The organism is Polyangiaceae bacterium (assembly GCA_020633235.1).
GTDB lineage: Bacteria > Myxococcota_A > Polyangia > Polyangiales > Polyangiaceae > JACKEA01.
This window is the reverse complement of record JACKEA010000004.1, coordinates 77,460-102,005: the sequence shown is the minus strand read 5'-3', so window position 1 is coordinate 102,005 and position 24,546 is coordinate 77,460. Positions and strand designations below refer to the sequence as shown.

Genomic DNA, 24,546 nt, shown 5'->3' with positions numbered 1-24,546 from the left:
AGATGCCCGAGGAACCGCCGCCGCCGTCCGTAGAGGCCATGCCGGCCAGCGTGGACGCGGACGGTGCCTTGGCGCTGTACCCACCGTCCCCGAGCCCGCTGCCGCCGGCTCCGCAGACGACCCGCGAATACAGGCTGCGCGCCGTGGTGGTGCTGATCGCCCTGGGGGCGTTCCTGGTCTTCTATCTGAGTCTGCTCTTCGGCGCGGGCTACCTGGTGTACGCCGCGGCGACTGCCGGCAAGTTCTCGTTCTTCAACGTCCTCGCCATCGCCGGCTCGGCGATGCTGTTCTTGTTCCTGCTCAAGGGCCTGTTCAAGAAGAACCGCCTGGACGAAGACGCCATGGTGGAGGTCACCGCCGAGGAGCAGCCGGCGCTGCACGCGTTCATTTCCAGGCTGTGCGAGGAGGCCGGCAGCCCCAAGCCCGGGCACATCTACCTGAGCGCCGACGTGAACGCCGGCGTGTTCTATCCGCGGTCGGTGCTGTCCCTGCTGCTCCCGGTGCGCAAGAACCTGGTCATCGGGCTCGGGCTCGTGAACGTGCTGTCGCTCAGCGAGCTGAAAGCCGTGCTGGCGCACGAGTTCGGACACTTCGCCCAGAGCAGCATGCGCCTCGGTCGCTACGTGTACTCCGCGAATCAGGTCATGCACGACATGGTCTACGGCCGAGATTTCTGGGACCGCTTTCTCAACAACTGGTGCAGCATCGACCTGCGCCTGAGCTTCCCTGCCTGGGGCCTGAAGGGCGTCGTGTGGGTCCTGCGCAAGATCCTGGCCTGGGGCTTCGAGGGCATCAACAAGCTGAACCGCTCGCTCTCGCGCCAGATGGAGTTCGACGCGGACCTGGCAGCGGCGCGTCTCACCGGCAGCGACGCGCTCATCTCCGCACTGTGGAAGACGGAGCGCGCGAGCCTCGCCTTCAACATGGCCGGCTCGGATCTCGCCAGCGTGGCCATGCACGGCACCCACAGCGACGACCTCTTCTATCACCAGAGCCGTTCGCTCGAGCGCATCCGAAAGCTCCTGACCGAGAAGCCCGACCTCGGAGAGCAGCACCCGAGCCTGTTCAAGGACTACCAACCCGGACAAGCTCCGCACTTCACGGCGGAGGAAGAGACCGCCGCGGACATGTGGGCGTCGCATCCTTCCAACTTCGACCGAGAGCGCAACATCAAGCAGCGCTATCTGGCGCTGGAAGCCGACGGCCGGCCGGCATGGCATCTCTTCGGGCACAAGAAGAAGCTGCGCACGGTGCTCACGGAGATGCTCTACGAGCAAGGCGGGCGCACCGCCAAGGAAGTGCTGCCCGCGCAAGAGGTGCACCGCCAGATCTTGGAAGAGCGCCAAGAGATGGAGCAGGCGGAGCACTACCACGGTCTTTACGACGATCGTTTCATCGCGCCCGGACCCTTGAGCAAACAGGTGAAGGAGCTCACGGAAGCGAAAGAGCGGAACGAGCTGGATCTCGACGTGCTTCGGGCGCTTGCGGCGTCGCACACCGGAAGCGCCCTCGAAGATCTGATGAAACGCCGCGCCGAGCTGTATCGTCGCGTGGGTATCTTGAGCGAGCTCGACGCGGGCAAGCTGGAAGGGCCGGCGGCGCGCAAACTCTTGGGTGGCGACAAGCGCGTGCGTGCCTCCTCCGCGAAGAAGCTCCTGGAAGAGGCCGTCATCGAGCGGGACCAGACGGACCACACCATCGACGGCATCGACCGCGCCGTGTTCCGCTACTTCGTGGCCAAGAGTGCGGGCACCGCCGAAGGCAAGGAGCTGGTGCGTCGCTATCGTTTCTTGGTGCGCGTGCAAAAGCAGATCAAGAAGCTGAACGCGGTGGACGTGAAGCTCGGTCCGGTGCTCGCCGCGCTGAGCGCCGGTCGCGAGCTGAACCAGGCCGACTTCGCCTACGTGGTGGAGACCTTCGACGAGGCCCGCATCGCGCTGCTGCAGGTGTTGGACGCATGCAGCTCCACCAAGCTCGTGCCCCTGGCACACCTCTCCGAGGTCCGCTCGGTGCGCGACTTCGTGCTACCCGAGGTGTTGCTCGAGCCGCGTCCGGAACCGCTCACGGGCGAGTGGGTCAATCAACTCATGCGCCAGCTGGGCCAGGTGCTCGGGCGCCTGCGCAAGCTGCACTTCAAGAACCTCGGCGCGCTCTTGCATCTGCAAGAAGGCCTGGATCCCGAGCTGTTCAAGGCTACCAGCCAAGACGCATGACCTGCAGCATCTTGTCGCTGCGGCGCGATACCCGACGCGGCCGCCGTTGTCCGAAAGTGTCGAGCAGGTGTGACATGGTCCCACCGTAGTCTGCTGCATGACCACGCTTCTGAAGCGCTGGGGCGTTTTCGCCGTTCTCGCTGCGCTCACTGGGTGCGGCGCCGACGATTCGCCGTCCGAACCGGGTCCGTCGACGACACAGGACTCGGGCGTCGACGCGCCAGCTCCTGGGCCCAAGATCTGGGTGAGCGCGGACGCCCTCGATGCGGGTGTGTTGTCCTGCGAGCTCTCGGGAGCCAACGCGGACGCCAGGTACCAGGCCCTGAAGCTGGTGGTCAGAAACGACGGAGATGCAACCCTTGCTGTTGACGACGAGGGCAGCACCGGGGTGGTTCCAAGCTACAACGCGTTCACCGTGGAGCCTGGGGCGAAGCGGACCTTGCATCTCGAGTTCCTGAACCTGTGCTGCGCAGACGGAGATCTGATGAGCGGTACTCTAGTCTTGAGCTCCAACGACCCGAGTCGGCCGAAGCTCGAGATCCCGGTTTCCGCCAAGGGCGCGCTGCCCACTCTGAAGGTCTCACCGGACACTCTGACCTGGATGCAAGACGAGGTACCCGGCGTGGTGTCGCATCAGTTCACCCTCGAGAACGTCGGCAGCATCGGTTCGAGGATCGGGGACCTGGCCTATGACTTCGACCCGGGGCCGTTCAACGTGGGTCTCGACCTGACTGCTTCGCTCGCGCCCAAGCAGAAGATCGGTGTTGGCGTCTTCGTCTACTCGCCGGAAGTACCTGCGGTTCCCTACCAACACGTGCTGACATTCGGCCCCGCCGGCTGCGGGCCCGACGTAACGGTGACGTTGGACGTTCAGTCCCTCGGACCATGAGCGGGGTCCGGCTACTTCGGCGCGCTCTGATCGAACTCGTACGTGGGTGAAGGCGCGCCGTTCGGCCAACGCACCATGAGCTTGCGCGTTCCCCACTGACTCCAGCGATAGGTCCACTCCGCGTCCATGCCCGGCTTCACGCGGGTGACGATGCTCGCCACGCCCTTCTTCACGAACGGAGGAATACCGCCGGAGTCCTTCCCGCGGGTGAGCTCCACGGCCAGGATCTGATTCGCGTCACTCGAGGCAGTACGGCAGCTCACCCGGAGCCACTCCCGCACCAGCTTCGTCTCGCACCCGAGCGGCGTGCTGTGGCGCACCGTGATCTCTCCGACGGCGTTCCACTCCGCCACCGTGGGCGGCTTGGAGTTGCCCTCCGTCGGGATCCCCGTACGCGACTGCGGTTGATCGCTGGGCTCCGCCGTGCGCGCGGGCTCCGCCGGCGTGGGCTCCGGAGCCGGCGCCACGGGCGTGGCCGCGGGCGTTGCCTCGGCGCGTGGTGCCTCCGTCTTGTCTTCTTCCTTCTTGCAGGCCAGTAGCGCCACCGTCACCACCAGCAACGAAATCATCGTGGTTCGCATCCGTCCGCTCCTCTGCTCAGCCTTGTCAGGCTACCAGGATTTGTCGCTGCGGCGCGATACCCAACGCGGCCGTTCAGGCCGGCGCGGGCCAGCTCACGGGGCGGCCCACGAGGGCGTCGATGGTGACGACGCGATAACCCGCGCCGCCATCGCGCTGGAGCGTGATCTCCCACAATGGGAAGAACACGTCCGTGACGCGCACCGGGGCGGCACCGAAGCGCGTCTTGGTCTCCCGCGCGACGTCCTTTTCCGAGCGCCGCGCGCGATAGTCCGTTTCGCTGATGGCCAGCTCCGCGGCCGTGGCTTCGGCAAAGGCCGCGAAGCCGTCGAGGTCCACTACTTCGCTGGCGCGCTCCGCGGGGCGCGGCGCGAACACGACGCCCTCGCGCGAGAAAGTGAGCACGTCCAGGGTGTGGGGGTGGAAGTACAGGCTGCCGAGGCGCTCTTCCGTGCCGGCGCCCACCACGCGATGCAAGAGGGAGCGCTCCACGGTCTCGCGGAAGTCCACCTTGTAGAGCAGGCGGTACGAAAGCACCACGCGCGCGAGCTGCTCGTCGTTGCCGATCAGCCCGAGGAGCTTGCTGCGGGCGTGGTCCCGCGCGATGGCGGCAGCGCCATTGGCGTCGATGCGCGCAGCCACCGTCATCACCTGGGCGGGCAGACCGATGTCCGGCCGCGCCCCGGACGACAGCGCCCAGAAGCGCTGCACGCGTCCTTCCTTGAACTGACCGGCGTGCCCCGCGGCGACGAGCTCCTTGAGCACCGCGCGGGCCTTCTTCTCGCCGAAGCCGGAGGCCGTCGCGAATTCCTTGGCCGTCATGCTCTTCTTCTTGGCCAAGCGACGCACGGCTTGCTCGTGGGGATCGGGCGCGGCGGCGGGCGCGGGTGCGGCGGCGGCAGCGGGCGCGGGTGCGGCGGCGGGGTGCTGCGGCGGGCGCGGGGGGCGGCGACGGGCGCGGGGACGGGCGATGGTGGCAGCGGCACCACGTGGGTCATCGCCACCGTGGGAGCAATGGCCGGCGGCGGGTCGTCCACCGTCGGGGGGATCGGCGTGAAGCGTTCTTCGGCGTCCGCTTCGTCGAGCACCGACGCTGGGGGCGCGGGTTTCGCCTTCGGAGGACGGATGGGCTCCGGCGCTACGGACTCGGGTTTCGCCTTCGGAGGACGGATGGGCTCCGGTGCTACGGACTCGGGTTCCGCTTCGGGTGTTGGCTCGGCGCGATCCCCCGCGGACGCCGCGCCACGTCCGCCCGTGAGCGGCGCGAAGCGCTCGCGCCAACGCTCGTCCGCCACCCGCTCGATGCGCTCTTCGTCGAAGGTCTGGTGCTCGGATAGGAGCCAGCGCACCTGGAGCGGCAGCGCGCTCTCGAAGTGATCGGGGGAGAGCAGCGTGAACTGCCCAGGGCGCAGCCCCGGCAGGGCCGAGAGCAGCGCGTCGGAGTGCACCGGATCGAGCGACTTGATGCTGGGCTCGATCTTCTTCAAATCTTGTCGCGTGGTGAGGCGCCCCAGGGCCCAGGTTCCGAACTGCGCCATCGCGCGATAGTCGACGTCACCCGGGTTCTGCGTCGCCATCAGGCAGCACACGCCGTACTTGCGCGCCTGCTTGAACAGCAGCTGCAGCCCCTCCTTGCAGGCAGGCTTCCGCACCGGAGGAATGAAGGGGCTCACCTCGTCGATGTAGAACAGGGCCTGGGGCTCTGGGCTCGGATGCTCGAGCATCCAGGAATACAAACGGTCCGCCAGCGCGGCGACCACGAAGTCCTTGTCGTCCTGGCTGCCCAGCGTGTTCAGGTACACCACGCTCACGCGGATGCGGTCGTCGCTCCGGCTCTTCTCTTCGCGTCCCAGCAGCACGTCGACGTCGATGGGCACGCCTTCGTGGAACAGCAGGCGCCGAGCGCCCACGTCCAGCCGGGCCAGGCGCTGACACGCGGTGCGGATCTTCTTCGGATCCAGATAGCGGGACAGCTTGGCGAAGCCGTCTTTCTCGTGCTCCAAGAGCGCTTCCCCGAGCGCCGCCAAGCTCGCGTCTCGCCCGGCGTCGAGCATCTCACCGAGCACGCCGTCGAGCACCGCCACCAGACCCGCGCCGTCGTCCGAGTCGACGTCGAAGCCCAGCAGCGAGGTGACCATGCCCGCGGTGCGCGTCAGCGCTTGCAAGCGCTCCGCGGGGGCCAGCTTCGGAAGCTTCGGATCGACGGGATCCGCGCACAGCGGCACGCCTTTGGGGGACGCGGGGGTGAAGATCACCACGTCCGCGCGCTCCGCGAACTCGCGAGCCACCTCCGGGTCGATCCCATGGCGAGCGAGAGCCTCTGGGTCCGTGGCGGCTTCCACCAAGCTGCACAGATCACCCTGAGGGTCGACGCAGATCACCGGGATGCCGCTCCGCACGGCTTCTTCCACGACGACCTTGCACAACACGGTCTTACCGGAGCCGCTGGAGCCGAGGGCCATCACGTGGCGCAAGAGCGCCCGCGCCGGAAGCTTCGCCGCCTGGCCGTCGTCCCGGCGCTGACCCAACCACAGTGTTTCGTCGCTCACCTTGCGTGGGCCATAGCAAAGCCGCTCACTCGCGAAAACCACCGCGCTTGACCCACGCCCAAGGCGTGGCACCGTGGCGTCGTCGTGACCGCCACGCGTTGGACGATTCTCGCGCTTCTATGCATCGCTCAGCTCGGCTGCCCGGACTCGAAGCCGGCGTCGCAGTCGGAGCCTTCACGATGCGTGGAACGCGGAGATCGCTGTCAGCTGGGCGGCGGCGTGCTCGGGGTGTGCAACGACGCGCCCTGCAAGCCGGGTGAAAAAGGGCCGTGCCTTCGCTGTATGTCTCAGCACTGACGGGGTTCGCGCCGCCCCGACAAGAATACGATCAGCTCAGCCAGAGGCGTTCTTCTTGGCGGAGGATCCAAAGGGCGTGCAGGCCGTAGGCACCGAGGGCAGCGGCGGCGGCCACCAGCAGGGGCAAGCGCCAGGGCGCGTGGGCCACGGTGTGATCCGCCGTGAGGCCCGCGTGCGCCGAAGCCGCAGCGAGGAAGCCGCCGAGCACGGCGAAGACGCTACCCCGCACGCGGTAGTCGCGGCGGTGAATCGCCCGTAGCTCACGCGCCCGCCAATCGCTGATGGCGTTGGTGTCCAGCTCGAGCGGGCGGAACGACCACAGCGCCACCACCAGGCCGACGGAGAAGAGCAGGACGCCGAGCCCGGCGACGAGGATCGCGCCCTCCGGCACGGAGAGGATGCGACTGCCGACGGCGAGATCGAGGCCACCAATGGCGATCGCGAGATGCAGCAGTGCATCACCGAAGCCGGCTTGGAGCGTGGAGTCCTGGCGGGAGATCACGTTACCGAAGGCGAGGGCGGTCATCAGCAACAGCAGCGCCGCCACCACCAGCAGCAGCACCCGCCCGGCACCCTGCGCGGAGATGCGCCGCACCATTCCCGGATTGCCGAGCTCCATCAGCGCCACCAGAGCGAGCAGCAGGTACAGCGTGGACGACAGGATGCGGGCTCCGCGGCGCGCGCGCTCGGGAGACAGCGAGGGGAACCGGTGGGCGATGTGGATTTCGGGCTTCACGGCGAATCGGCCCCCGGCGCGATGAACCGGAAAGCCAACGTCCTTGTTCCCACACAACCGTGGGGTGCGCACGGCATGAATTCTGCTTTTTCCGCGCCCTTGCCAAAGGCAGGGGAGGAGCGCGGTGAACTATCGTAGAACGCTGCCGTGAGGCTCAATCCTTGGTTTTGTGCGGTCGCTTTGGTTTCCGTGGGGTGTGGCGGGAGCGTGGCGCCCGAGCCCAAGGCGCCGACATTTCAGCCCGAAGGGCAGACCAAGTGCGGTGTGCGCAAGAGCACGGATCGTCCGTTGATCATCGAGTGGCCCTCCTCCGATCGCGCAGCCCTGGAAGCCGCGGTGAAGCGTGGGCTGGTGGTCGTGCGCTACGAAGGCTGCGAGATGGAAGTGCTCAGCCAGTGTCGTGTGGACGGCGCGTATCGCTACACGCCCACCACGCGGAAGCTCGAGCAAGTGACCATTCGCGACAACGACGAGCTGTACGCGCAGCTCCCGGTGGGCGCCGCCTCACTGGAAGGACGCCTGCAAAAAGCAGGTGAGCTGGACGTCGCGATGCACGTGGTGGGGCGCTACGACGCGGCCAGCACGGAAGCCAAGAACATGAGCGGAGCGTGCAGCGGGGCCACGCACGTGGTCACGGGCCTCACGGCCGGCGCCTTCGAGTTCTCGGCGGGGGCCGAAAGCGAAGCCGGCGGCGGCGTGAACGTGCTCGGCACGGGGGCCGGAGCGCGGCAGTCCCGCGCGAAGGAGATCCTCAATCGCGATGGCGACCCCCACTCCTGCGAGACCTCCAGCGCGGAAGATCAAGGGCCGCCGGATGGATGCGGCGCGCTCTTGCGGGTGGAGGTATCGCCGCTGTCGAGCCTGGCGGGCATGGCGCCCGGGCCGCTGGCCCCCGCGGTGGAGGAAGCTCGCGGACCGCTGGTGACGGACGGCCCCGGCGTGGTGCGCGTGCACATCGAGAGCCCGGATTCGAACGTGCAGCTTCGCGGCTACGGGGTGCAGAAGCTGCGGCCGGTGCAAGGTGGCTACGAGAGCCTGGGAGCGAGCACCATCTTGTGCTCCGGCAGCTGTGACACCTATCTGGACGCGCGCCTCGGTCAGCCCTTGGCGGTCAGCGGCGAGGCGTTCCCGGACTCGGCGCCGTTTCAGCTGTACGACAAGCAGGGCGACGTGGACGTGAAGGTGACGCCGGGCAACTCGACGTATCAAGTGCTCGGCGTCACCACCCTGAGCCTGGGAGTGCTGGCCGTGATCGGCGGTGGCAGTACGCTGCTCACCGGCGCCCTGGTCTCGAGCGGCGACAGCTCCACCGGCAGCGATCTGAAGAAGTGGGGGCTCATCACCACCGGTGCCGGCGCCGGGCTCATCGGCCTGGGCATCGTCTTCAACAGCGCCGGAAGCACCGACGTCGCGCTCACGGCTCACTGAAGCTTCGTCGTCGTCGCCTCGAAGCAGGTGGCGTCCTGGCCCTTGCCGTCCAGGCAGCCGATGACGCGATAGGCACCCACGACGAAGATCGTCGTGTAGCTCAGCGCCAGCAGATCGATGTTGACGAAGTCCCCGACGTACTTGTCTTGGCCGTCGTCGATGTTGAGCTTCCACAGGTGGCTCTCGCTGGCCGTGGCGTAGCTGTAGTCGCCCTGCGCACCGAACAACGCCGTGCTGGCATCTGCTCCGTCCAAGTCGACCTTCAGCGAATCGGCCCAGCTGGTGGCGTTGATCACCCGGTAGCGCGACGATACCGAGCCGGATTGCGGACCGGAATCCGGCAGCACCCAGACCTCCGGCGCCTCGCCCGAGTACGGCGCCGAAAGCAACGTCATGTAGTTGGGCGTGGGGGTGGGCGTCTCGGCGACGTAGAACACGTTGCTGCAGCTGCCGCCCGTGGCCAACGCGAACGCCAAGGGCGCCTTGTCGAGAGGCAAGTACTTCGTGAATCGCTGAAAGCCGTTCAACGTCTCGGGCGCTTCTCCGTTCGCCGCCAAGAGTCCCTGCGGCTCGAACACGAAATCGTTGCCGTTCTTCGAGTACGCGACGCAAAAGTCCGAGAGGCTCACCTGGCCGCCGGTGAAACCGATGCGAACGAAGTAGTCCTTTCCGGTCGGGGATGGCGTGCACACGCCACCGCCGCAGTCCAGCGTGCATCCCCACGTGTTCGAGCTCGCGCCGCAGGTGCAGTTGGACGGCTTGCACACGGTCGCGTCGGTGTTGCACACGAAGCCCGCGTCGCAGCCGGTCTGTTTGCAGCCCGCCGGGTTGGGCGTGGTGCACGCCGATTGGCCGCCGCTGCCGGCAGCGCCGCTGTTGCCGCCGGTGTTGGTGCCGCCGGTGCCTCCCGTGTTGGTGGTGCCACCAGTACCGCCCGCGCCACCGGTGCCGTCTTGCACGGGCTCGAGGGTGGAGCCCCCGCAGGCGGACGTGAGAAGAAGAAGTGTGGAAAGAAGGACTTTGCTCATGTCGTTGTCATGGCCGTGGAGCTGATCGACGGCTCACGGAAAGAACGAGACACCGGCGAAACCGATCAGCAGCGGTCGACCCCAAGTGCCCACCACGTCCGATCCAAAAGCGATGTCGAGCTTCGCCGGGGCGTAGCCCAGCATCACGCCCCCCGCCAATCCGATGGCGGGCGTCAGCCGAAACGCGACGTCCGCGCAGGCGTGGGGCAGCACGCGCACCGCGGATTCGTCGCTGGCGCGCCGTGGCGACGGCGCATCGCCGCGCGCTTCCACCCAGGCGAAGGTGGCACCGACTCCACTTCGCAGCGTCCACGCGGGCTCCTCCAGCCAGGCGTAGCTCGCCGAAGCGGAGAGCAGGCGCGCGTCGACATCCGCGCGCGCGGTGCCGCGCTCGATGCGAGACGACGTGAGCGGCCACTGCCCGACGAGCTCGCCGAAGGCATGGCCAACGACCCGCCGTCGCAGCCACACCGCTGCAGCTGTTCCAAGGCCTCCTGGTTGGCTCGCCGCGGCCACTCCCGCTCCGGCTTCCCAGTCTCTGTCCGGCGGGGGCTCCAGCCGTGGCGGCGGCGCGACCGGCGGCGGCGCGGACGGCTCTGGCGGCGGCGGCTCCGGCTCCGGCGCGGGGATCGGGGGCGGCGGTGGGGGCAGCTCGCCGTGCGGTTCCGGCGCGTGGGCGAGCGGCGCGAGCAGTCCCCGCAGGCGTTCGGCGATGCGAACGCTGTCCTCGTCCAAGGTGGGATCTCGAGGCATCGTCTCGGCCAGTCGCAAGCCGTCGTCGCCATTGAGCCACACCTCCACCTGGCCGCCGCTGACGCGCACGATGGCCACGCAGTCTTCCGGTAGCTCGACGACCTCCGACGCGGGCTGGTCCACCACGAAGCCAACACTCTCGAGCTCCGCGACCACGCGACGATCGAACGCCTCGGCCTCGCTCGAGAGGTAGCGAACGCTGGCGCCGGAGGCACTCTGTGCCCAGAGCACCGCCGCGAGAAGCAAACGTCGGAGCTTCATTCCGCGACGAGCGTGCGGGCCAACGCGGCGTGGGCGCCGCTCGGGAATTGGGCGAGGTAACGCGTCGCCGAGCGCCGTGCCGCTTCGCCATCCCCTTGCCGCTGCTCCGCCTCCATCAGACGACCGAGCGCCTCTTGGGCAAAGCCGCCGCCCGGCTGCTCCGCCAGATACGCGCCGAACCAGCGGCGCGCGGCGGCGTAGTCTCCCGAGCCGTCGAACGCCAAGCGACCCAGTTGGAAGGCGGCGCGGGCTGCTGCCGCAGACCCCGCGAAGCGCTGGCGCAGTGCCAGATACGCCTCGGCGGCTCGCGCGGGATTGCCGGCCAAGCGCGCCGCGTTGCCCAGCTGCACCAGGCCGTCGCTCGACTCCTGGGTGCACAGCGAGGAGAAACCCTCCGCCTCGGCGGCCGCGAGCGCTGCCTTGAAGCGCCCGTCGCTCGCGAGCGCGCGCCAATCTGCCTTGACCTTGGGTGCGGGAGGTGGCGCGCTCGCCGTGGGGAGCGGGGGCGCGACGGGCTTCGCCTGCTCCGGGGGCGGCGCGACCGCTTTCGGGCTCCCGCAGCGAAACTCGCCCTGCTCCTGATTGGCGAGGGTTCGTGGCGACGTCAGACATCCGCCGGTCACCCGCACGGATCCCTCTCGCATCTCGACGCGCAGCGTCTCACTGCCGGGATCGTAACGGGCGTCGAACTTCGTTCCCGTGACCAGCACCTGGTACGGACCTGCCGCCACTACCCAGCGTGCTTTGGGTCGATGGATGACCGCGGCGTGGAGCTCGCCGCGCTCCAGGGCCACCCGAGCCCCCCGCGCATCGATGCTCACCACGCGAACCGCTGCGTTCTCGGCGAGGGTCAAACGGGTACCGTCGGAGAAGGAGAGCGCTTGCGCCGCGTTGGCGGCGTGCAGATAGCCGTTCACCTCCACGGACTTGCCGCCCGCCATCGCCGAGAGCGGAACGGCAGGACGAGACACCACCCAGACGACGATGGCGGCAGCCGCCACCAGAGCCGCCACGGTGACGGTCCAAACGCGCCGGGGCGCGGCGCTCCTGCGTCCGAGCTCCGCATGGATGCGGGCGAGGCGTTGCTCCGCTGGCGCGTGCGAACGCCGCTCCAGCGCCTCGTCTTGGGCGACTCGGATCTGGTCCGCCAGATTCTGTAGTGAGTGGCTCATCGCTCCTCCACCCAATCCGAAAGCAGAGCATGGCGTCGGGCCTGCTCGCGAAGGCGTTCCTCTGCGCGTTTGAAGCGCCGCTTGGTCGTGGACAGCGAGAGGTCCGTGAGGGCTGCCACCTCCAACAGCTCGAGCCCCTCGATGGCGCGCAGGGTGAAGACCACTCGATCCTCGGGGTCCATGCGGTCGAGCAGGCCGTACAGAGCGCGCATCGCCGCTTGCACCTCGGGAGACGCGACCCCCGAGTCCACGTCCGGGGTGTCCTCTGGCGCGACGATCCGTATCCAGCTCCACCGGCGCCGCTTGCGCAATGCTTCACGCGCCACGTTCACCGCAAACGCGCCAATCCAGTTCTTCACGCCGTCGTCTCGGAGATCCTCCACCCGGGCGAGGGCTCGAATGAAGACCTCTTGGACCAGATCGTCCAGGTCCGCGTGAGGACCGAGCACCCGGGTGACGAGGCGTTCCACGTACCCCGTGTGCTCCTCCACCAAGGCGCGCTCCGCCCAGGGCTCCTTCGCCTTCAGGGCCTCGACCAACGAGACGCGTTCCTCCACCGGCGCCAACAGGCGCAGGGTCTCGCCCCGAAGCTTGAGAACCGGCCGCGGCATCCTTCCCGAGGACCATGGCCAGCCGGCCCGCCGGCGGCTCACACTTTCTCCAGGCTCCACGAATACACACGTGATCTTCGACGGTTACGGCGAAGTATTTTGCACGTCCGGTGGCCCGCAGTAGCGTTTCGCGCATGCTCCGGTCAGTTGGATTGGTGGTCGTTTCCGGTGTGGCGCTGAGCGTGGCGGGGTGCGCACAGTCCGACACTGGCGTGGGCAATGGAGGCTCCGGCGGCTTTGGTAACTTCGGTGGCTTCGGTGCTACGGACGGCGGTGCCACCGGCGGCTTTGGCGGGAGTACGGGGGGTAGCGCGGGGGCGGGGCGACCAACACGGGGGGCGCTGCAGGCGCGGGGGCGACCGGCGGCGGGGCGCTGCGGGAGCCGGTGCTTCTGGTGGCGGTGGCGCTGCTGGCGCGGGCGCGACCGGCGGCGCTGCCGGTGCAGGTGCGACGGGCGGCACGGGTGGCACGGGTGGAACCGGTGGAACCGGTGGCGCGGGTGGAACGGGCGGCACGGGTGGGATTGGTGGCACCGGCGGTACGGGTGGCACCGGTGGCAGCACGGGTGGGGGCGATTGCTGCACGGCGACCCCGGGCGTCACCGGCTGCAACGACGCCACGGTTCAGGCGTGCGTGTGCGCGACCGACAGCTTCTGCTGCAACACCGAGTGGGACACGGTCTGCGCCGGGGAGACCCTGCTCGCGAGTTGCGGCACCTGCCCCACGCCTTCGGACTGTTGCTCGGCCGGAAGCTGCAGCAGCGACGCCGTCGTGGGCTGTGTGAGCGACAGCGATTCGTTCTGCGCCACCGGCTGGGACTCGATCTGCGCCGGAGAGGTCACCTCCCTCGGCTGTGGAAGCTGCGGCAGCCCGCCGGCGTCGGGCGTTTGGATCAACGAGCTCCACTACGACAACGCCGGTACGGACACTGGCGAGGGCGTAGAAGTGGCGGGCGCTGCCGGGACGAGTCTGAGCGGCTACACCTTGGTGTTCTACAACGGCTCGCCGACCCAGCTCGTCAGCTACATGACCAAGACGCTGAGCGGCAGCATCCCGAACCAGCAGAACGGCTACGGCACCGTGTGGGTCGACGCCACCAACATCCAGAACGGTGGCGCCGACGGCTCCCCCGAGCCGGATGGCGTTGCGCTGGTGGACGCCGGCAACAACGTGATCCAGTTCTTGAGCTACGAAGGGAGCTTTACGCCCACGGATGCCGCCGCCGCCGGCCAAGCATCCACGGACATCGGCGTGTCGGAGCTCTCCACCACGCCCGTCGGCCAGTCCTTGGGACTGACCGGTACCGGTCACGCCTACGCGAGCTTCACCTGGTCGGGCCCGGCGACGGCGACCCCGGGGCAGCCGAACACCGGGCAGACCTTCAACTGACGCGCCGGCGGCGACGGCCGAGCACCGCCGCGAGACCGAGCAGCGCCCACCACGGAGCGTTGGGCGCGCGGCCCCCGCTCGTGCTGCAACCGCCGGAAGAACCGGAGGACGAGTTGGTCTGCGGCGCACCGGCTGCTCCGGCAAAACCGCCCACGTTGCCGACGCCACCACCGCCCGCTGCGCCCACGCCACCGCTGCCACCGGACGGCGCGCCGCCTGCTCCTCCGCTGCCGCCGGTACCCGTGCACAGGTTCGCGCACTCCGTGGGACAGGTTTGGCAAGCGCAGTAGCTGAGGGAATCGTAGTCGTCCGCACCGCCGGCATGACCGGCTTGGCAGCCCTGCAGGCACGCCGAGTCGCTGCATGCGTCGGCACAATCCAGGATGGCCTTGCAGTCGGGATTGTTCAGGCACGTCGTGGTGACGTTCACGCAATCCCCGCGCGGCATTGCTCGCAGGCCGTGGACGCGGGCAGCTTCACGCAGGTGTTCTCCTGGACGGACTGCCCGGAAATCACGATGGTGGAGTCCGCGCAGTAGGTCCCCGTGGGACAGCTGGTCCCCGAGCAGAACTGGCTGCAGATGGAGCCCTGGCCGCACAGGAAGGACTTGCAGTCTGCGCCCGTCTTGCAGCTCTCACCGACGTCCTTCGGGGTGGGCGGCGTGGGCGCCGTGCCCGGCTCCAACACGGGGGACGCGCCCGCGGCGGCGAAGGCCTGCAGGATCAGATCCTTGTGGTAGTCGAGGCGAACGTACTTGGCGCTCGCGTTCGGGTCGGAGCAGTTGGACACGCGTGACGCGATGCCGATGACGCCCCCCGCCGGCGAGAACACCGGACCACCGGAATCTCCGGAGCACACGGCCTGACCCGTCGAGAATTCCCCGACACCGTTCAGCTCGTTCCAGTCTTGGCCCACGCTGCGCACCGGGACGTTCGCGCGACGGCGCCGCGTTCCGGCGCCCACCTGGTTGTCGTTGACGGCGCCGTAGCCCACGGCTGTCAGGAGCTCGCCAATCTGCGGACCAAAATCCAGCCGAATCGGGAGCGGGGTCAAGCCAGTCACGGCCTTGTCCAGCACGATCAAGGCAATGTCGTCGTTGCACAGGTTCTTGCCCGACACGTGGAACAGCTGCGCACCCTTGGCGACGGGAGAGCCCCAGTTGGGGTTCACGCCGGTGTAGATGCTGAAGCTGGACGGCGAGTAGTCCGCGCCCACGTGATCGCCGTTCGACGACGTTCCGTAGATGTCGCAGCCGATGCCCTGGGTGATGTTCTGCGACACGCAATGACGGGCAGTGAGCACCAGCTTCGGTGCAATCAGCGACCCGGTGCAGGCGCCACCGGGGTTGGTCAGCATCACGACGGATGGATGCGCTCCGGTGCCGCTGTCGGTCACGCCACCAATGATGGCCTCGGATACCGAGCTCGTCGCTGGCGGCGTGGGGTCACCACCCGAGCAACCGGCGAAGACGAGGAAAGGCAAAGCAATGCTGACGCGTGCGACTCGGATCATTCGCTTCTCCGTGCAAGCCTTAAAGGGGGGCATGTAGTGTCACACCTTCCCGAGCCGATGCCCAGGATTGACACACATTTCCCGTGCTTACGCTGGACCGCCGGCGCCTGACGGGCGCTTCTGCCCAGAGCTTCGGGGCTGTGGTATTGCCCGACCGTGAACGCTCAGATCCTCGATACGGTCCTGTTGTTCTCCCTCCCCGCCTCGGGAAAGTCCGAGGTTCGTCGTTATTTGGCGAGCTTGACGCCAGAGCAAGCGGAACGCGATTTCCACATGGGGCCTACGCTGCAGCTGGACGATTACCCCTACGTCCACTTCATGCATCGTATCGACGACGAGCTGAAAGCGAACGGACTGCCCTACGCGTTTTACAGGGGCCCTCACCGGGCATTCCAGGATGAGTGGGAATGGGCGGCGTTGGTGGAGCTCCTGAACGACGACTTCGACGACTTGATCAACGGTCGCCAGACCCAGGTCTCGTCGGCCGCTCAGCACCTCTTCGATCGCATGGATGCGGCGCACGCCTTGGTCGGCCTTCCCGAGCACATGGGGGAGCTGCCGTATCGCGTTCGCAAGCGAATCGCGGAAGCGATGGAAGCGGAGTGTCGCGCGGAGCTGGATGCCAAGAACGCAACCTGCTCCCGAGACCCGAAGGGCAAGACCGTCGTGATCGAGGCGGCCCGGGGTGGACCCAACGGCGCGGCCTTTCCTCTCACGCCGCCAGTGGGCTACCAGGCAGCGTTCCAGCAGCTCTCGGAGCAGATCCTCTCCCGCGCGTCCGTGCTCTACATCTGGGTGGACCCGGAGGAATCACGTCGCAAGAACATCGAGCGTGGACGCCCGGACGGCCAAGGATCCATCTTGCACCACTCCGTGCCCATGGAAGTCATGCTCGGTCAGTACGGCTGTGACGACATGGCGTGGCTCTTGGAACAGTCCGACAAGCCGAACACGGTGCGCGTCGAGCGCATTTTCGCCGACCACGCACCGGATGGCTCGGTCAACTACCGCGACCGCGTGTTCCACCTGCCGACGGCACGCTTCGACAACCGCAAGGACCTGACCACCTTCGTGCGCGGGGATCGCTCCACCTGGAAGCAGGGCGACGTCAAGGCGCTACACGATGGCCTGGCCCAGGCCTTCTCGCTCCTGGCGTCGACGCGTTAAGCTCAGTCCACGATCTGGTAGTGCAGGGTGATGGGCTCCGAGTTTCGGACCAGCTCGACGTCGATGACGCTCGCGCCCCGAACTTGGGTGTAGGCCTTCAGCGCCTCGTCCGGGCTGGACACCTCTTGACCGTTGATCTTGCGGAGCTCGTCTCCGTTGGAGAACCCAAGAGTGGAAAGCGGACTTTCGGGTCGAATCCCGAACAAGCGCACTCCCGTGATCACGCCGTCCTTCTGAGCCGGCACTACGCGCACGCTGCGCATCAAGCGGCTCTGATCGCTGAGTAGATCGTCCAGGAAGGCGCGAGGCACTCGGTAGGAGCCCTCCCTCACGCGCTCTGGAACCGCCGCCGGAGCGACGGCGATGACGGGGGGCGGGTCGTCGTTCTTGTCTGCTTCGAGCTCGGCAATGCGCTGCTCCGCGCGCTGCAGCTTTCGTTCGAGCTCCGCCCGCTCGGTGCCGCAGTCCGAGGGCGGCTCGGGAGGCAAAGGGGGTGCGGACGCACAGGCAGAAAGGGCCAAGCACAGAACCAGCTGACGCATGGCGTGAAGGTAGCTCGTGCCAACCGGGGGTTTCAGCGCCAACTCCCGGTTGGCGGCACCGACCCTGCAAGTAGTGGAGATCTCGATCGTTTCGCACGGCCCCCGGCTTGCAATTCCTTCTGCCACTGCCATGCGAAAGCGCCATCTCGCCCTGATTGGCTCCGCGTCCCTGGCCATCGTCGCCGCGCTCCTGTGGCGCTCGCCGAAGGCGGAGCGCTCCGCGCACCGGTCCGCCTCGCCGGCGCCCGTCTCCGCCCCCACGGCGGCGCCGCTGGTGCACGCCGTGCTCGCGCCGACCCGACCCCAAGAACCCAAAGCATCTGCAGCGAAGCCCACCGCAGCACCGAAGCGCGCAGTGCCCGTCGTGCAGGCTCGCTGGGGCGGCGGCCCGGGACAGCTCGGCAAGAAGATCGCCAACGAGTCGTCCCCGGAAGGGCCGATGAGCTTCGCCGTGGACGAGCATGGGAGCGCCTTCGTGCTCGACCAGGTGAATGGTCGCGTGGAGGTCTTCGAGCCCGGCGCCGAGCCGCGCTCGGTGCCGCTGCCCGCAGACACCTTCCAAGACGTGGCGCTCACCAAGAGCAAGAGCCTCGCTCTTCTGGACCGGCTCGCCACCGAGAGCGTCGCCTACGTCGACGAAGCCGGGCACGTCACGCACGAGATCGGCCTGGTGGGCCAAGGCATCAAGGAAGGCGGTGACGTCACCGGCTTGTTCCAGCGCGACGACGGCACTTGGGTCGAGGTCCAGCACCAGAACTTGGTGCGAGTGGCCGACGCCGACGAGAACCCCCTCGACGATCGCGACATCGTTCAGGGGCGCTTCGCTCCGGACGGCTCGGTGCTGCGTGCATCCAAGAGCGGCGAGCTCGCCGCGTGGATCGCCCGCAAGCGGGGCGACGACCCCGCGGAGCCGCTGGTGAAGGTCGGTTTCGACCTGCCCGTGTGGCAGATCCTGTCGTTGGACACCGACGCCCACGGCCGCATCTTCCTCGGCGCCAGCCTGCTGCTCGAGGGTTCGGCTCCCAGCTTCGACGTGCTCGACGCCGCGGAAGAGGTGGTCGTGCTCGAACCGAACGGCGCCGAGCTGACGCGGGTCCGATTGCCCGCCAACCGCGGCGCCGAGGAGAGCTTTCGTCGCATTCGCGTGGGCGCGGACGGCGCCCTCTACCACATGGGCTGGGACGAACGCGGCGTGACGCTGAGCAAGGTGGCGCTATGAACCTCCCGAGCAAAGTCCTCGCCTTCGCCTTCGGGCTCGCCGTCGCGGCGCCCGCGCTGGCAGCGCCGCCGGCCATGACCCGCGATCAGATCATCGCGCGCGGCAAGGGCGTGGTGAAGTTCTCCTACTGGTGGGGCCACGGACGTTGGAGCACGACCTCCACCAGCTACGGCTCCTGCTCCGGCGGCTGCCCCAGCTGCAGCCACTATGGCTCCTACGGCGCGGACTGCTCCGGCTTCGTGGCGAAGGCGTGGCAGGTACCCGGTTCCATCAGCGTGAGCACCGACGCGCACCCCTACTCCACCTACTACTTCGACAACTACTCCTACCACTGGAGCACCATCTCTCGCTCCAACGCGAAGAAGGCCGATTCGTTCGTGTACAACACGGGCGGTGCCGGCCACATCTTCCTGTACGAAAGCGGCGACCCGTGGGGCTGGGTCACGGCCATCGAGTGCAAGGGCTGCAGCTATGGCTGCGTTCGCGGCGGCCGCAGCATCAGCTCCAGCTACAAGGCCATTCGGCGGGACAACATCCAGGAGTTCACCGACAAGGACGGCGACGGCGTTGCGGACAACAAGGACAATTGTCCGTCCACCAAGAACAGCAGCCAGAAAGACACCGACAAGGACGGCAAGGGCGACGCTTGTGACAGCGACGACGACGGCGATGGCGTCGCCGACACCAAGGACAACTGCCCGCTGAACAAGAACTCGGGCCAGCTGGACACCGACAAGGACGGCAAGGGCGACGTCTGCGATTCCGACGACGACGGCGACGGCGTCGCCGACAGCAAGGACAACTGCCCCACCACGGCGAACAAGAGCCAGCAAGACACCGACAAAGACGGCAAGGGCAACGCCTGTGATTCCGACGATGACGGCGACGGCGTGGCCGACACCAAGGACAACTGCAAGCTGGTGAAGAACGCCGACCAGCTCGACAGCGACCAAGACGGCAAGGGCGACGCCTGCGAGGACGACGACGACGACGATGGCGTTCCGGACGCAGACGACAACTGCCCCAGCGGAGCCAACTCCGACCAGTTGGACACCGACGGCGACGGCGAAGGCAACGCCTGCGACGAGGACGACGACAACGACAGCATCCCGGATCTGATGGACAACTGTCCCACCGTCGCGAGCATGAACGTGACGGACACGGATGGCGACGGCATCGGAGATCTGTGCGACATCGACCAGGACAACGACGGCATTCCCAACAGCTTGGACTTGTGCCCCCGCCTGGCGACGGACAACCAGGACGACTCCGACGAGGACAACATCGGCGACGACTGCGACGACGACCTGGACGGCGACGGCGTCTTCAACTCCGTGGACAACTGCCCCTACGTCTACAATCCGGACCAGAAGGCGGGCGTGAACGGCCAAGGCGAAGCCTGCACCACGGGCGATCTGGGTGATTCACAAGGTTTCGACGGCCCCGGCCCCGCCGGCCAGATCGACGAAACCATGAAGGGCGGCTGCGGCTGCAGCGTTCCCGTGAACGAGGCTCCGAGCTCTGCGTGGCTGCTCGCCGCCGGCCTGGGCGTGGCCATCGCGCGCCGCCGCCGGCGATAGCTCGCTCGGCCTCGTCTGCTACGCTCGCGCCGTGCCCTGCCTCGTTGGTTGCATCGCCGTCGCGTTCCCCCGCTTCGCGCTGTTCTTGGTGTGGTTCGTGAACCACGGTTACCTGAGCCGCGCCTTCGGCAGCTGGCTCCTACCGCTGCTCGGCTTCTTCTTTCTGCCGCTCACCACCCTGGCCTTTGCCTTTGGCATCAACTCCCTGGGCCAGCCCGGTCAGATGCCGCCCCTCGGCTGGCTGCTCACCGCCATTGCCCTGTTGATGGACCTCGGGCTCATCGGCGGGAGTGGTCGCAGCGCTCAGCGCTATCGCCGAGAGCGACGCCGCTGAAGCCGGCTTCTTTTGTTGGTCCGGCGCGAGCCCGTCCCGATCAGCCGACCAAGTCCATGCAGCGCGAAGCGACGTCCTCGCTGCCGACCCCTGGGCCACACACCACGAACTTGCTGGCAGCAGGATTGATCTCGACGAGCTTGTCCAGCTGCGCCTGAGTCGGATTCCACAACACCACGGAGGCGTGCTCCGGCAGCTCGTCCGCCAGCGCAGCGAGGGCGGAGGGCCGCACGGAAGGCAGACGGCAATCCAACAGCAGCGCGACCTTCGAGTCGGTGGCGTCCAGGTCGAAGAGCAGCTCGCGCAGGCTGGACACTTCCGCGACCTCGGTGCGCGTCCCCAAGAGCCGCGCGAAACGCGGCGCGATGCGCGGATCCCGACTGGCCACGAGCACCAAGGGCCTGGCCACCGTCCCGGTTTGTTCCGGCGGAAAGCTCGAGCTGAGCCCCAGGGACTGCGCGACACCCGACGGGTACTCGTCGGAGATCCAGCTCGACCCCAGCGGATTGCGCGTGCCGGACTGCGGCGGGGGCGTTGGCGCCGCCACGTGGCGAGGTGCTTCCACTCGCTGCATCTTGGGCCGCGATGAACGCCGCGGCGTGATGCGCCCGGCGCGATGGGGCGGCGTGACTCCCGTTGCCGGCATCACGTCCGACGGGCGCTGCGGCGTGCGCCGCACGCCCGAGCGCGCCACGTTGATCAGCTCGTCCGCGATGCTCTCCGCCAGCTCCGGCCCGAGCCCCTGCGCCAACACTGCGCGCAGCGGACCGCACACGAACTCGCGAAATGCGAACGGGTCACTCGGGATCTCGCGCTCGGGCAGCTGTTCGATGGCGGAAGAGAGCAGCGCGTCGCGCACGGGCGGCGATACGACGCTGTCCAGTGCTTCCCGGACCAGCAGCTTGGAGTTCCCACGGGGTCGTGCCATCGGAGGCGACGAGGGAGCTTGAACGGCCTTGCCGACGATGGCAAGGCGACAAACTTGGGGCCTTGGATTTTTTGCAGCGGCGGCCGGAAATCAGGCTGCCGGCCGGCTACTTGCACTGGCTCTCGAAGGTCTCCGTGCAGCGTTCTTCCTGGTTCGGGTCGTTGCCGCTGTCGTCGCAGTTGCAGGCGCCCTTGCACTTCCAGACGATGTTGCCGGTTCGATAGAACTCGTCCTGCTGATCGTAAGACGGTATCAGGTCCCGCACTCGGTCGTGGGGATCGCAGCCATCCTTGTTGGCCACGTTTCCGGCGGGGTTCTTCGCGAGGCCGAAGTCGTACTCGATGATGACCGAGCCATCACTCACCGGCCCGGACACCTCGTCCACGCCGTATATCGGGTCGAACACCGGCTGCTGGGGGTCGTCGGACTTCATCTGCTTGGCGCCGATGGCGCTCGCCATCAAGTGGGCTCCGAAGTTCGAGACCTGATGGTCGCCCCGCGCCACGTGCATGATGACTCGGTGGGCGGGGGTGTTCGGCAGCAGATCCTGCTGAACGTGGGTGGCGAAGCCGCCGGGCTCGCTGCGATCCCACTCCATTTGCGCCAGGCCGAGCACCAGCTGGTTGTACACGGCGTTGAAATCGAAGGCCGAGTTCAGCACCAGCGCGTAGGTGGCGTAGTCCACGCTGCGGTTCAGGAGCAGGTTGTAGGGCATGCCGGGCTCGCCCAACAGGCCGCGGGTCACGTCCGTGCTGACGGCCATGTACGTGGCACCCATGATGCCGCCTTGGCTATCGCCGCGGTACGCGCGCACGCTGGGGTCGATCCACGCCGAGTCCAAGAGCACGTTGTTCTGGTCGTCCTTGATCCCGTCCTTCGCCACGCGACCCATCATCATGCGCATGGCCAGAAGCTGGTTCACCATCCCTTGGATCTGCCGCTCGGGGAACGCCTTGAAAGCCTCGAAGCGCCCGGCCAGGGCGTCTCCGGCCAGAGGGAAGGAGTCTTCGTCGAAGCCGAAGTAGTTCACGGCGAAGGCGATGTAGTGATTGCGGTTGGCGGCTCGCGCCAGGTAGCCACCGCGCCCCTCGTTGCGAGAGCCGAACAACCCGTGGCCGTTCTGCAAGAGCCCGTGCTTGCCCGCCGTCTCCACGCTGCGTGGCACCAGGATCAGGACGGTCATGTCCATGGTGCCGTTCTGAACCAGCTCGCCCTGCTCGTTCAGGTTCAGCCGGTCGAGGGGGCCGTTCGGATCGTAGTCGAAGCTGGCCGCCGTGAGGTACAGCGGCACCGTCATCGTCACTTCGATGCGCCGCAGCAGGTCCGGGCTCTGCTCCGGCGTGAGCTCTTCCACGTTGGAGAGCTTGAAGCTGGGGCCGTCTTCGCCCACCACGGCGAGCGCCTTGTCGCGCATCTCGATCATGCGTCCGGTGACGTTCTCGGTGGTGGCGGTGGTGTAGTCCCACGCAATTTGAAGGTCGTCCTTCTCCACGTTGGCGCTCTTCAGCTTGTCGAAGATGTCCGCGTACAGCTTGCGGCGCGCGTACACCGTCCAAACGTCCGCTTCACTGGCGTCGGCTTCCAGCTTCTCGTCGTCGCGCAGTGCCCGGAACACCTTCGACGGCTCGATGAGCTGTCCGTCTTGGTTCTGCACCCCACGGATGGCAACGATGTAGCGCGTGCCGTCCTTCAAGCGCTCGGCGGGCCGAAGCATCACCAGCCGTTGGTCCGGCTTGTCGTCGGTGCCGTCGTTTTGGGTGTTCTGGTCGATGTCCACCCAGTGCGGGACGTGCCGCCCGGTGTCCGCTTCGATCAGCACCGTCGGAGAATCGTCGTCCAGGGAGCGCTCGATGTCGTACGGCGTGGCGAGCCCCACGTCCGAGGCTCCCGGCAGGAACGTCATCGGAGCCTGCGACGGCGAAAAGCCATCGTGGTCGTAGAACAGCGCCGGGTCCGCGTGAGCTTGGTCCTTCTTGCGCGGCGGCAGCGTGGTCTCCCCGAAGCGCACGCTCTTGCCGGAAGTGTTCAGCCCCGTGGGGTCGTCTTGCAGGTACACGTTCGACGGAAACGGGATGGCGCAGTACTCGGGCACCAAGGAATCGCAGTCGCTGCCCAACAAAGGCAAACCGCCCTCGGGCTGGGGCGGCGGTTTCTCCTGAGCGGTCGGTGAACCGGAATCGTCGTCACCACAACCTGTGATCGTGGGAACGACGAGCGCTAGCACGAGAGCGAGACCCATCCTCCGAAGCCAGGACATGAGCTGGACCTTTCCGCGATGTGCGCGGCCCATCAGCGTGGGCTGCGCGAAGGCGAATCAGTCTACATCGAAGCGACGGGTCTCGCCCAATCCGATCACGGCTGGGCCGGGCACAGCGCGGGTGCGTCCATGTCGATCCGTTCGCCGTTGACGCACACGCCCAAGCTCTCCCCGGTGCACGCGGCGGGCGCGGCGGTGTCGCCGCAATCCGCGTCGGACGTCGGGTACACGCACTGGCCGCGGCCCTCCACGGTTTGGCAGCTTCCGCCCATCTGCGCGCAGTCGTGGTAGCTCACCTGGTCCGCGCCATCGCAGCCCAGCCGAATGTTTCCGTCGCAGTGGTCACCCAGGGACGGGTCCGCACACGCGCTGTACAGGCGGTCCGTGCATCCGGTCGGGCTTTTGGGGTCGCACTGCGCGTAGGCGCGGCTGCAGTCGCGGGTGGCCGTCGTGGTGCCGTCGTCCAGGGTGGCCACGTCACCATTGCAGGTCACAGTGAGCTTGCGGGTCGCTCGGCAGCCGTCTTCCTGACATTCGATGGCATCCATGCGGTCGCTGACGCAGGCGCTGACGCCGCCGCAATCCGCGGCCTTCAGCGTGCAGTCCACGAAGTACTCCGCGCGCTCGTTGCGCTTGGAGAAGCCGCTCAGGGGGATGGCACGCTCGGCGGAGAAGGTGGCGTCGTACACGCACAGATCGATCAACGCCAACAGCTCTTCGTGACTGAGCTTGCCCTGCGGGTCGGTGCACGCGCCGCTCTTGACGCAGGGCTGGATCATCGTGTCCGGGATGCACTCCGCCGCGCGCTCGCAGGCCTGAGCGATCTGCTGGTGCGTGACGGCGGGCACGGACGGAGCGTCGGGCCAGGCCTCGGCCGCGTTCGCCGCGACGGGACCGACGGGCCCTGCCGGCGTTTCTTCGACGGGTGCCGACGAGCACGCGGACAGCGCCATTACCGCGGCGAGCCAACCAAAAGAATGAAGCGACAAGGACTTGGAGGTCGTGTGGGTCATGCCCCGGGCAAGAGCAGGAGCCGTGCCAAGCCGACCGATGGCCACCATTTTCTCTAGTAGTTCCAAACATTTAACTGGTTGAACCACTA

Annotated in this window: 22 protein-coding genes; 8 read left to right on the top strand and 14 right to left on the bottom strand. The window is 67.5% G+C overall.

All coding sequences use genetic code 11. The features are described from left to right. Positions 1-2 precede the first annotated feature (2 nt). Together H6717_21780 and H6717_21775 are read left to right on the top strand one after the other, a co-directional pair. Positions 3-2,213, top strand: coding sequence for a M48 family metalloprotease (locus H6717_21780; protein MCB9579675.1), 2,211 nt, complete (start codon positions 3-5; stop codon positions 2,211-2,213). A gap of 97 nt (positions 2,214-2,310) precedes the next feature. Next, positions 2,311-3,102 (top strand): hypothetical protein, encoded by a 792-nt coding sequence (locus tag H6717_21775; protein MCB9579674.1) that lies wholly within the window; start codon positions 2,311-2,313, stop codon positions 3,100-3,102. An 11-nt stretch (positions 3,103-3,113) separates the two neighbouring features. On the opposite strand, the gene H6717_21770 is transcribed toward H6717_21775, so the two are convergent. The 4 genes from H6717_21770 to H6717_21755 form a co-directional block, all read right to left on the bottom strand. Continuing rightward, positions 3,114-3,683: a hypothetical protein gene (locus tag H6717_21770; protein ID MCB9579673.1), complete on the bottom strand. Its 570-nt coding sequence runs from the start codon at positions 3,681-3,683 to the stop codon at positions 3,114-3,116. A 73-nt stretch (positions 3,684-3,756) separates the two neighbouring features. After that, positions 3,757-4,530, bottom strand: a complete 774-nt coding sequence (locus H6717_21765) for a hypothetical protein (protein MCB9579672.1) — start codon at positions 4,528-4,530, stop codon at positions 3,757-3,759. Continuing rightward, positions 4,500-6,230: a DUF853 family protein gene (locus H6717_21760; GenBank protein MCB9579671.1), complete on the bottom strand. Its 1,731-nt coding sequence runs from the start codon at positions 6,228-6,230 to the stop codon at positions 4,500-4,502. The genes H6717_21765 and H6717_21760 overlap by 31 nt, the downstream gene beginning before the upstream one ends. 328 nt (positions 6,231-6,558) lie before the next feature. Then, complete coding sequence (locus tag H6717_21755; protein ID MCB9579670.1) at positions 6,559-7,263, bottom strand: hypothetical protein; 705 nt, start codon at positions 7,261-7,263, stop codon at positions 6,559-6,561. 147 nt (positions 7,264-7,410) lie between these two features. On the opposite strand from H6717_21755, the gene H6717_21750 reads away from it, so the two are divergent. After that, complete coding sequence (locus tag H6717_21750; GenBank protein ID MCB9579669.1) at positions 7,411-8,691, top strand: hypothetical protein; 1,281 nt, start codon at positions 7,411-7,413, stop codon at positions 8,689-8,691. Here the strand turns inward: H6717_21750 and H6717_21745 are convergent. The 4 genes from H6717_21745 to H6717_21730 are packed head-to-tail and all read right to left on the bottom strand — an operon-like array spanning position 8,685 to position 12,516. Next, positions 8,685-9,719 carry a hypothetical protein gene (locus H6717_21745; protein MCB9579668.1) on the bottom strand — a complete coding sequence of 345 codons (1,035 nt, stop codon included), beginning with the start codon at positions 9,717-9,719 and terminating at the stop codon, positions 8,685-8,687. The genes H6717_21750 and H6717_21745 overlap by 7 nt on opposite strands. 33 nt (positions 9,720-9,752) lie before the next feature. Continuing rightward, complete coding sequence (locus tag H6717_21740) at positions 9,753-10,733, bottom strand: hypothetical protein (protein ID MCB9579667.1); 981 nt, start codon at positions 10,731-10,733, stop codon at positions 9,753-9,755. Then, positions 10,730-11,905: a FecR domain-containing protein gene (locus H6717_21735; GenBank protein ID MCB9579666.1), complete on the bottom strand. Its 1,176-nt coding sequence runs from the start codon at positions 11,903-11,905 to the stop codon at positions 10,730-10,732. The genes H6717_21740 and H6717_21735 overlap by 4 nt, the downstream gene beginning before the upstream one ends. Beyond that, the gene (locus H6717_21730; GenBank protein ID MCB9579665.1) at positions 11,902-12,516 is read right to left on the bottom strand and encodes a sigma-70 family RNA polymerase sigma factor; all 615 of its coding nucleotides are present in this window, start codon (positions 12,514-12,516) and stop codon (positions 11,902-11,904) included. The genes H6717_21735 and H6717_21730 overlap by 4 nt, the downstream gene beginning before the upstream one ends. Before the next feature lie 249 nt (positions 12,517-12,765). Between H6717_21730 and H6717_21725 the strand changes: the two genes are divergently transcribed. Next, complete coding sequence (locus H6717_21725; protein ID MCB9579664.1) at positions 12,766-13,905, top strand: hypothetical protein; 1,140 nt, start codon at positions 12,766-12,768, stop codon at positions 13,903-13,905. Here H6717_21725 and H6717_21720 read toward each other — a convergent pair. Next, on the bottom strand, positions 13,898-14,353 hold the full coding sequence (locus H6717_21720; GenBank protein MCB9579663.1) for an MYXO-CTERM sorting domain-containing protein: 456 nt from the start codon (positions 14,351-14,353) through the stop codon (positions 13,898-13,900). The genes H6717_21725 and H6717_21720 overlap by 8 nt on opposite strands. Then, complete coding sequence (locus H6717_21715; GenBank protein MCB9579662.1) at positions 14,332-15,417, bottom strand: S1 family peptidase; 1,086 nt, start codon at positions 15,415-15,417, stop codon at positions 14,332-14,334. Before H6717_21715 ends, H6717_21720 begins: the two co-directional genes overlap by 22 nt. A 156-nt stretch (positions 15,418-15,573) precedes the next feature. Between H6717_21715 and H6717_21710 the strand changes: the two genes are divergently transcribed. After that, entirely contained in the window at positions 15,574-16,584 is a 1,011-nt protein-coding gene (locus H6717_21710) for a hypothetical protein (GenBank protein MCB9579661.1), read from the top strand. 2 nt (positions 16,585-16,586) lie between these two features. Here the strand turns inward: H6717_21710 and H6717_21705 are convergent, their stop codons facing one another. Then, positions 16,587-17,126: a hypothetical protein gene (locus H6717_21705; protein MCB9579660.1), complete on the bottom strand. Its 540-nt coding sequence runs from the start codon at positions 17,124-17,126 to the stop codon at positions 16,587-16,589. A 130-nt stretch (positions 17,127-17,256) separates the two neighbouring features. Here H6717_21705 and H6717_21700 point away from each other — a divergent pair, with 130 nt between their 5' ends. From H6717_21700 to H6717_21690, 3 genes are read left to right on the top strand one after another with little or no spacing between them, the layout of a single operon-like run. Then, a complete protein-coding gene (locus tag H6717_21700; GenBank protein MCB9579659.1) occupies positions 17,257-18,345 on the top strand; it encodes a hypothetical protein in 1,089 nt (362 codons plus the stop codon). Beyond that, positions 18,342-19,925: a thrombospondin type 3 repeat-containing protein gene (locus tag H6717_21695; protein MCB9579658.1), complete on the top strand. Its 1,584-nt coding sequence runs from the start codon at positions 18,342-18,344 to the stop codon at positions 19,923-19,925. The genes H6717_21700 and H6717_21695 overlap by 4 nt, the downstream gene beginning before the upstream one ends. Positions 19,926-19,956: 31 nt before the next feature. Further along, positions 19,957-20,259, top strand: a complete 303-nt coding sequence (locus H6717_21690) for a hypothetical protein (GenBank protein ID MCB9579657.1) — start codon at positions 19,957-19,959, stop codon at positions 20,257-20,259. 40 nt (positions 20,260-20,299) lie between these two features. Here H6717_21690 and H6717_21685 read toward each other — a convergent pair whose 3' ends face one another. The 3 genes from H6717_21685 to H6717_21675 form a co-directional block, all read right to left on the bottom strand. Continuing rightward, entirely contained in the window at positions 20,300-21,187 is an 888-nt protein-coding gene (locus H6717_21685) for a hypothetical protein (protein MCB9579656.1), read from the bottom strand. Between the two features lie 106 nt (positions 21,188-21,293). Further along, a complete protein-coding gene (locus tag H6717_21680) occupies positions 21,294-23,426 on the bottom strand; it encodes a hypothetical protein (protein MCB9579655.1) in 2,133 nt (710 codons plus the stop codon). A gap of 113 nt (positions 23,427-23,539) precedes the next feature. Further along, on the bottom strand, positions 23,540-24,457 hold the full coding sequence (locus tag H6717_21675; protein ID MCB9579654.1) for a hypothetical protein: 918 nt from the start codon (positions 24,455-24,457) through the stop codon (positions 23,540-23,542). Between the last annotated feature and the right edge of the window lie 89 nt (positions 24,458-24,546).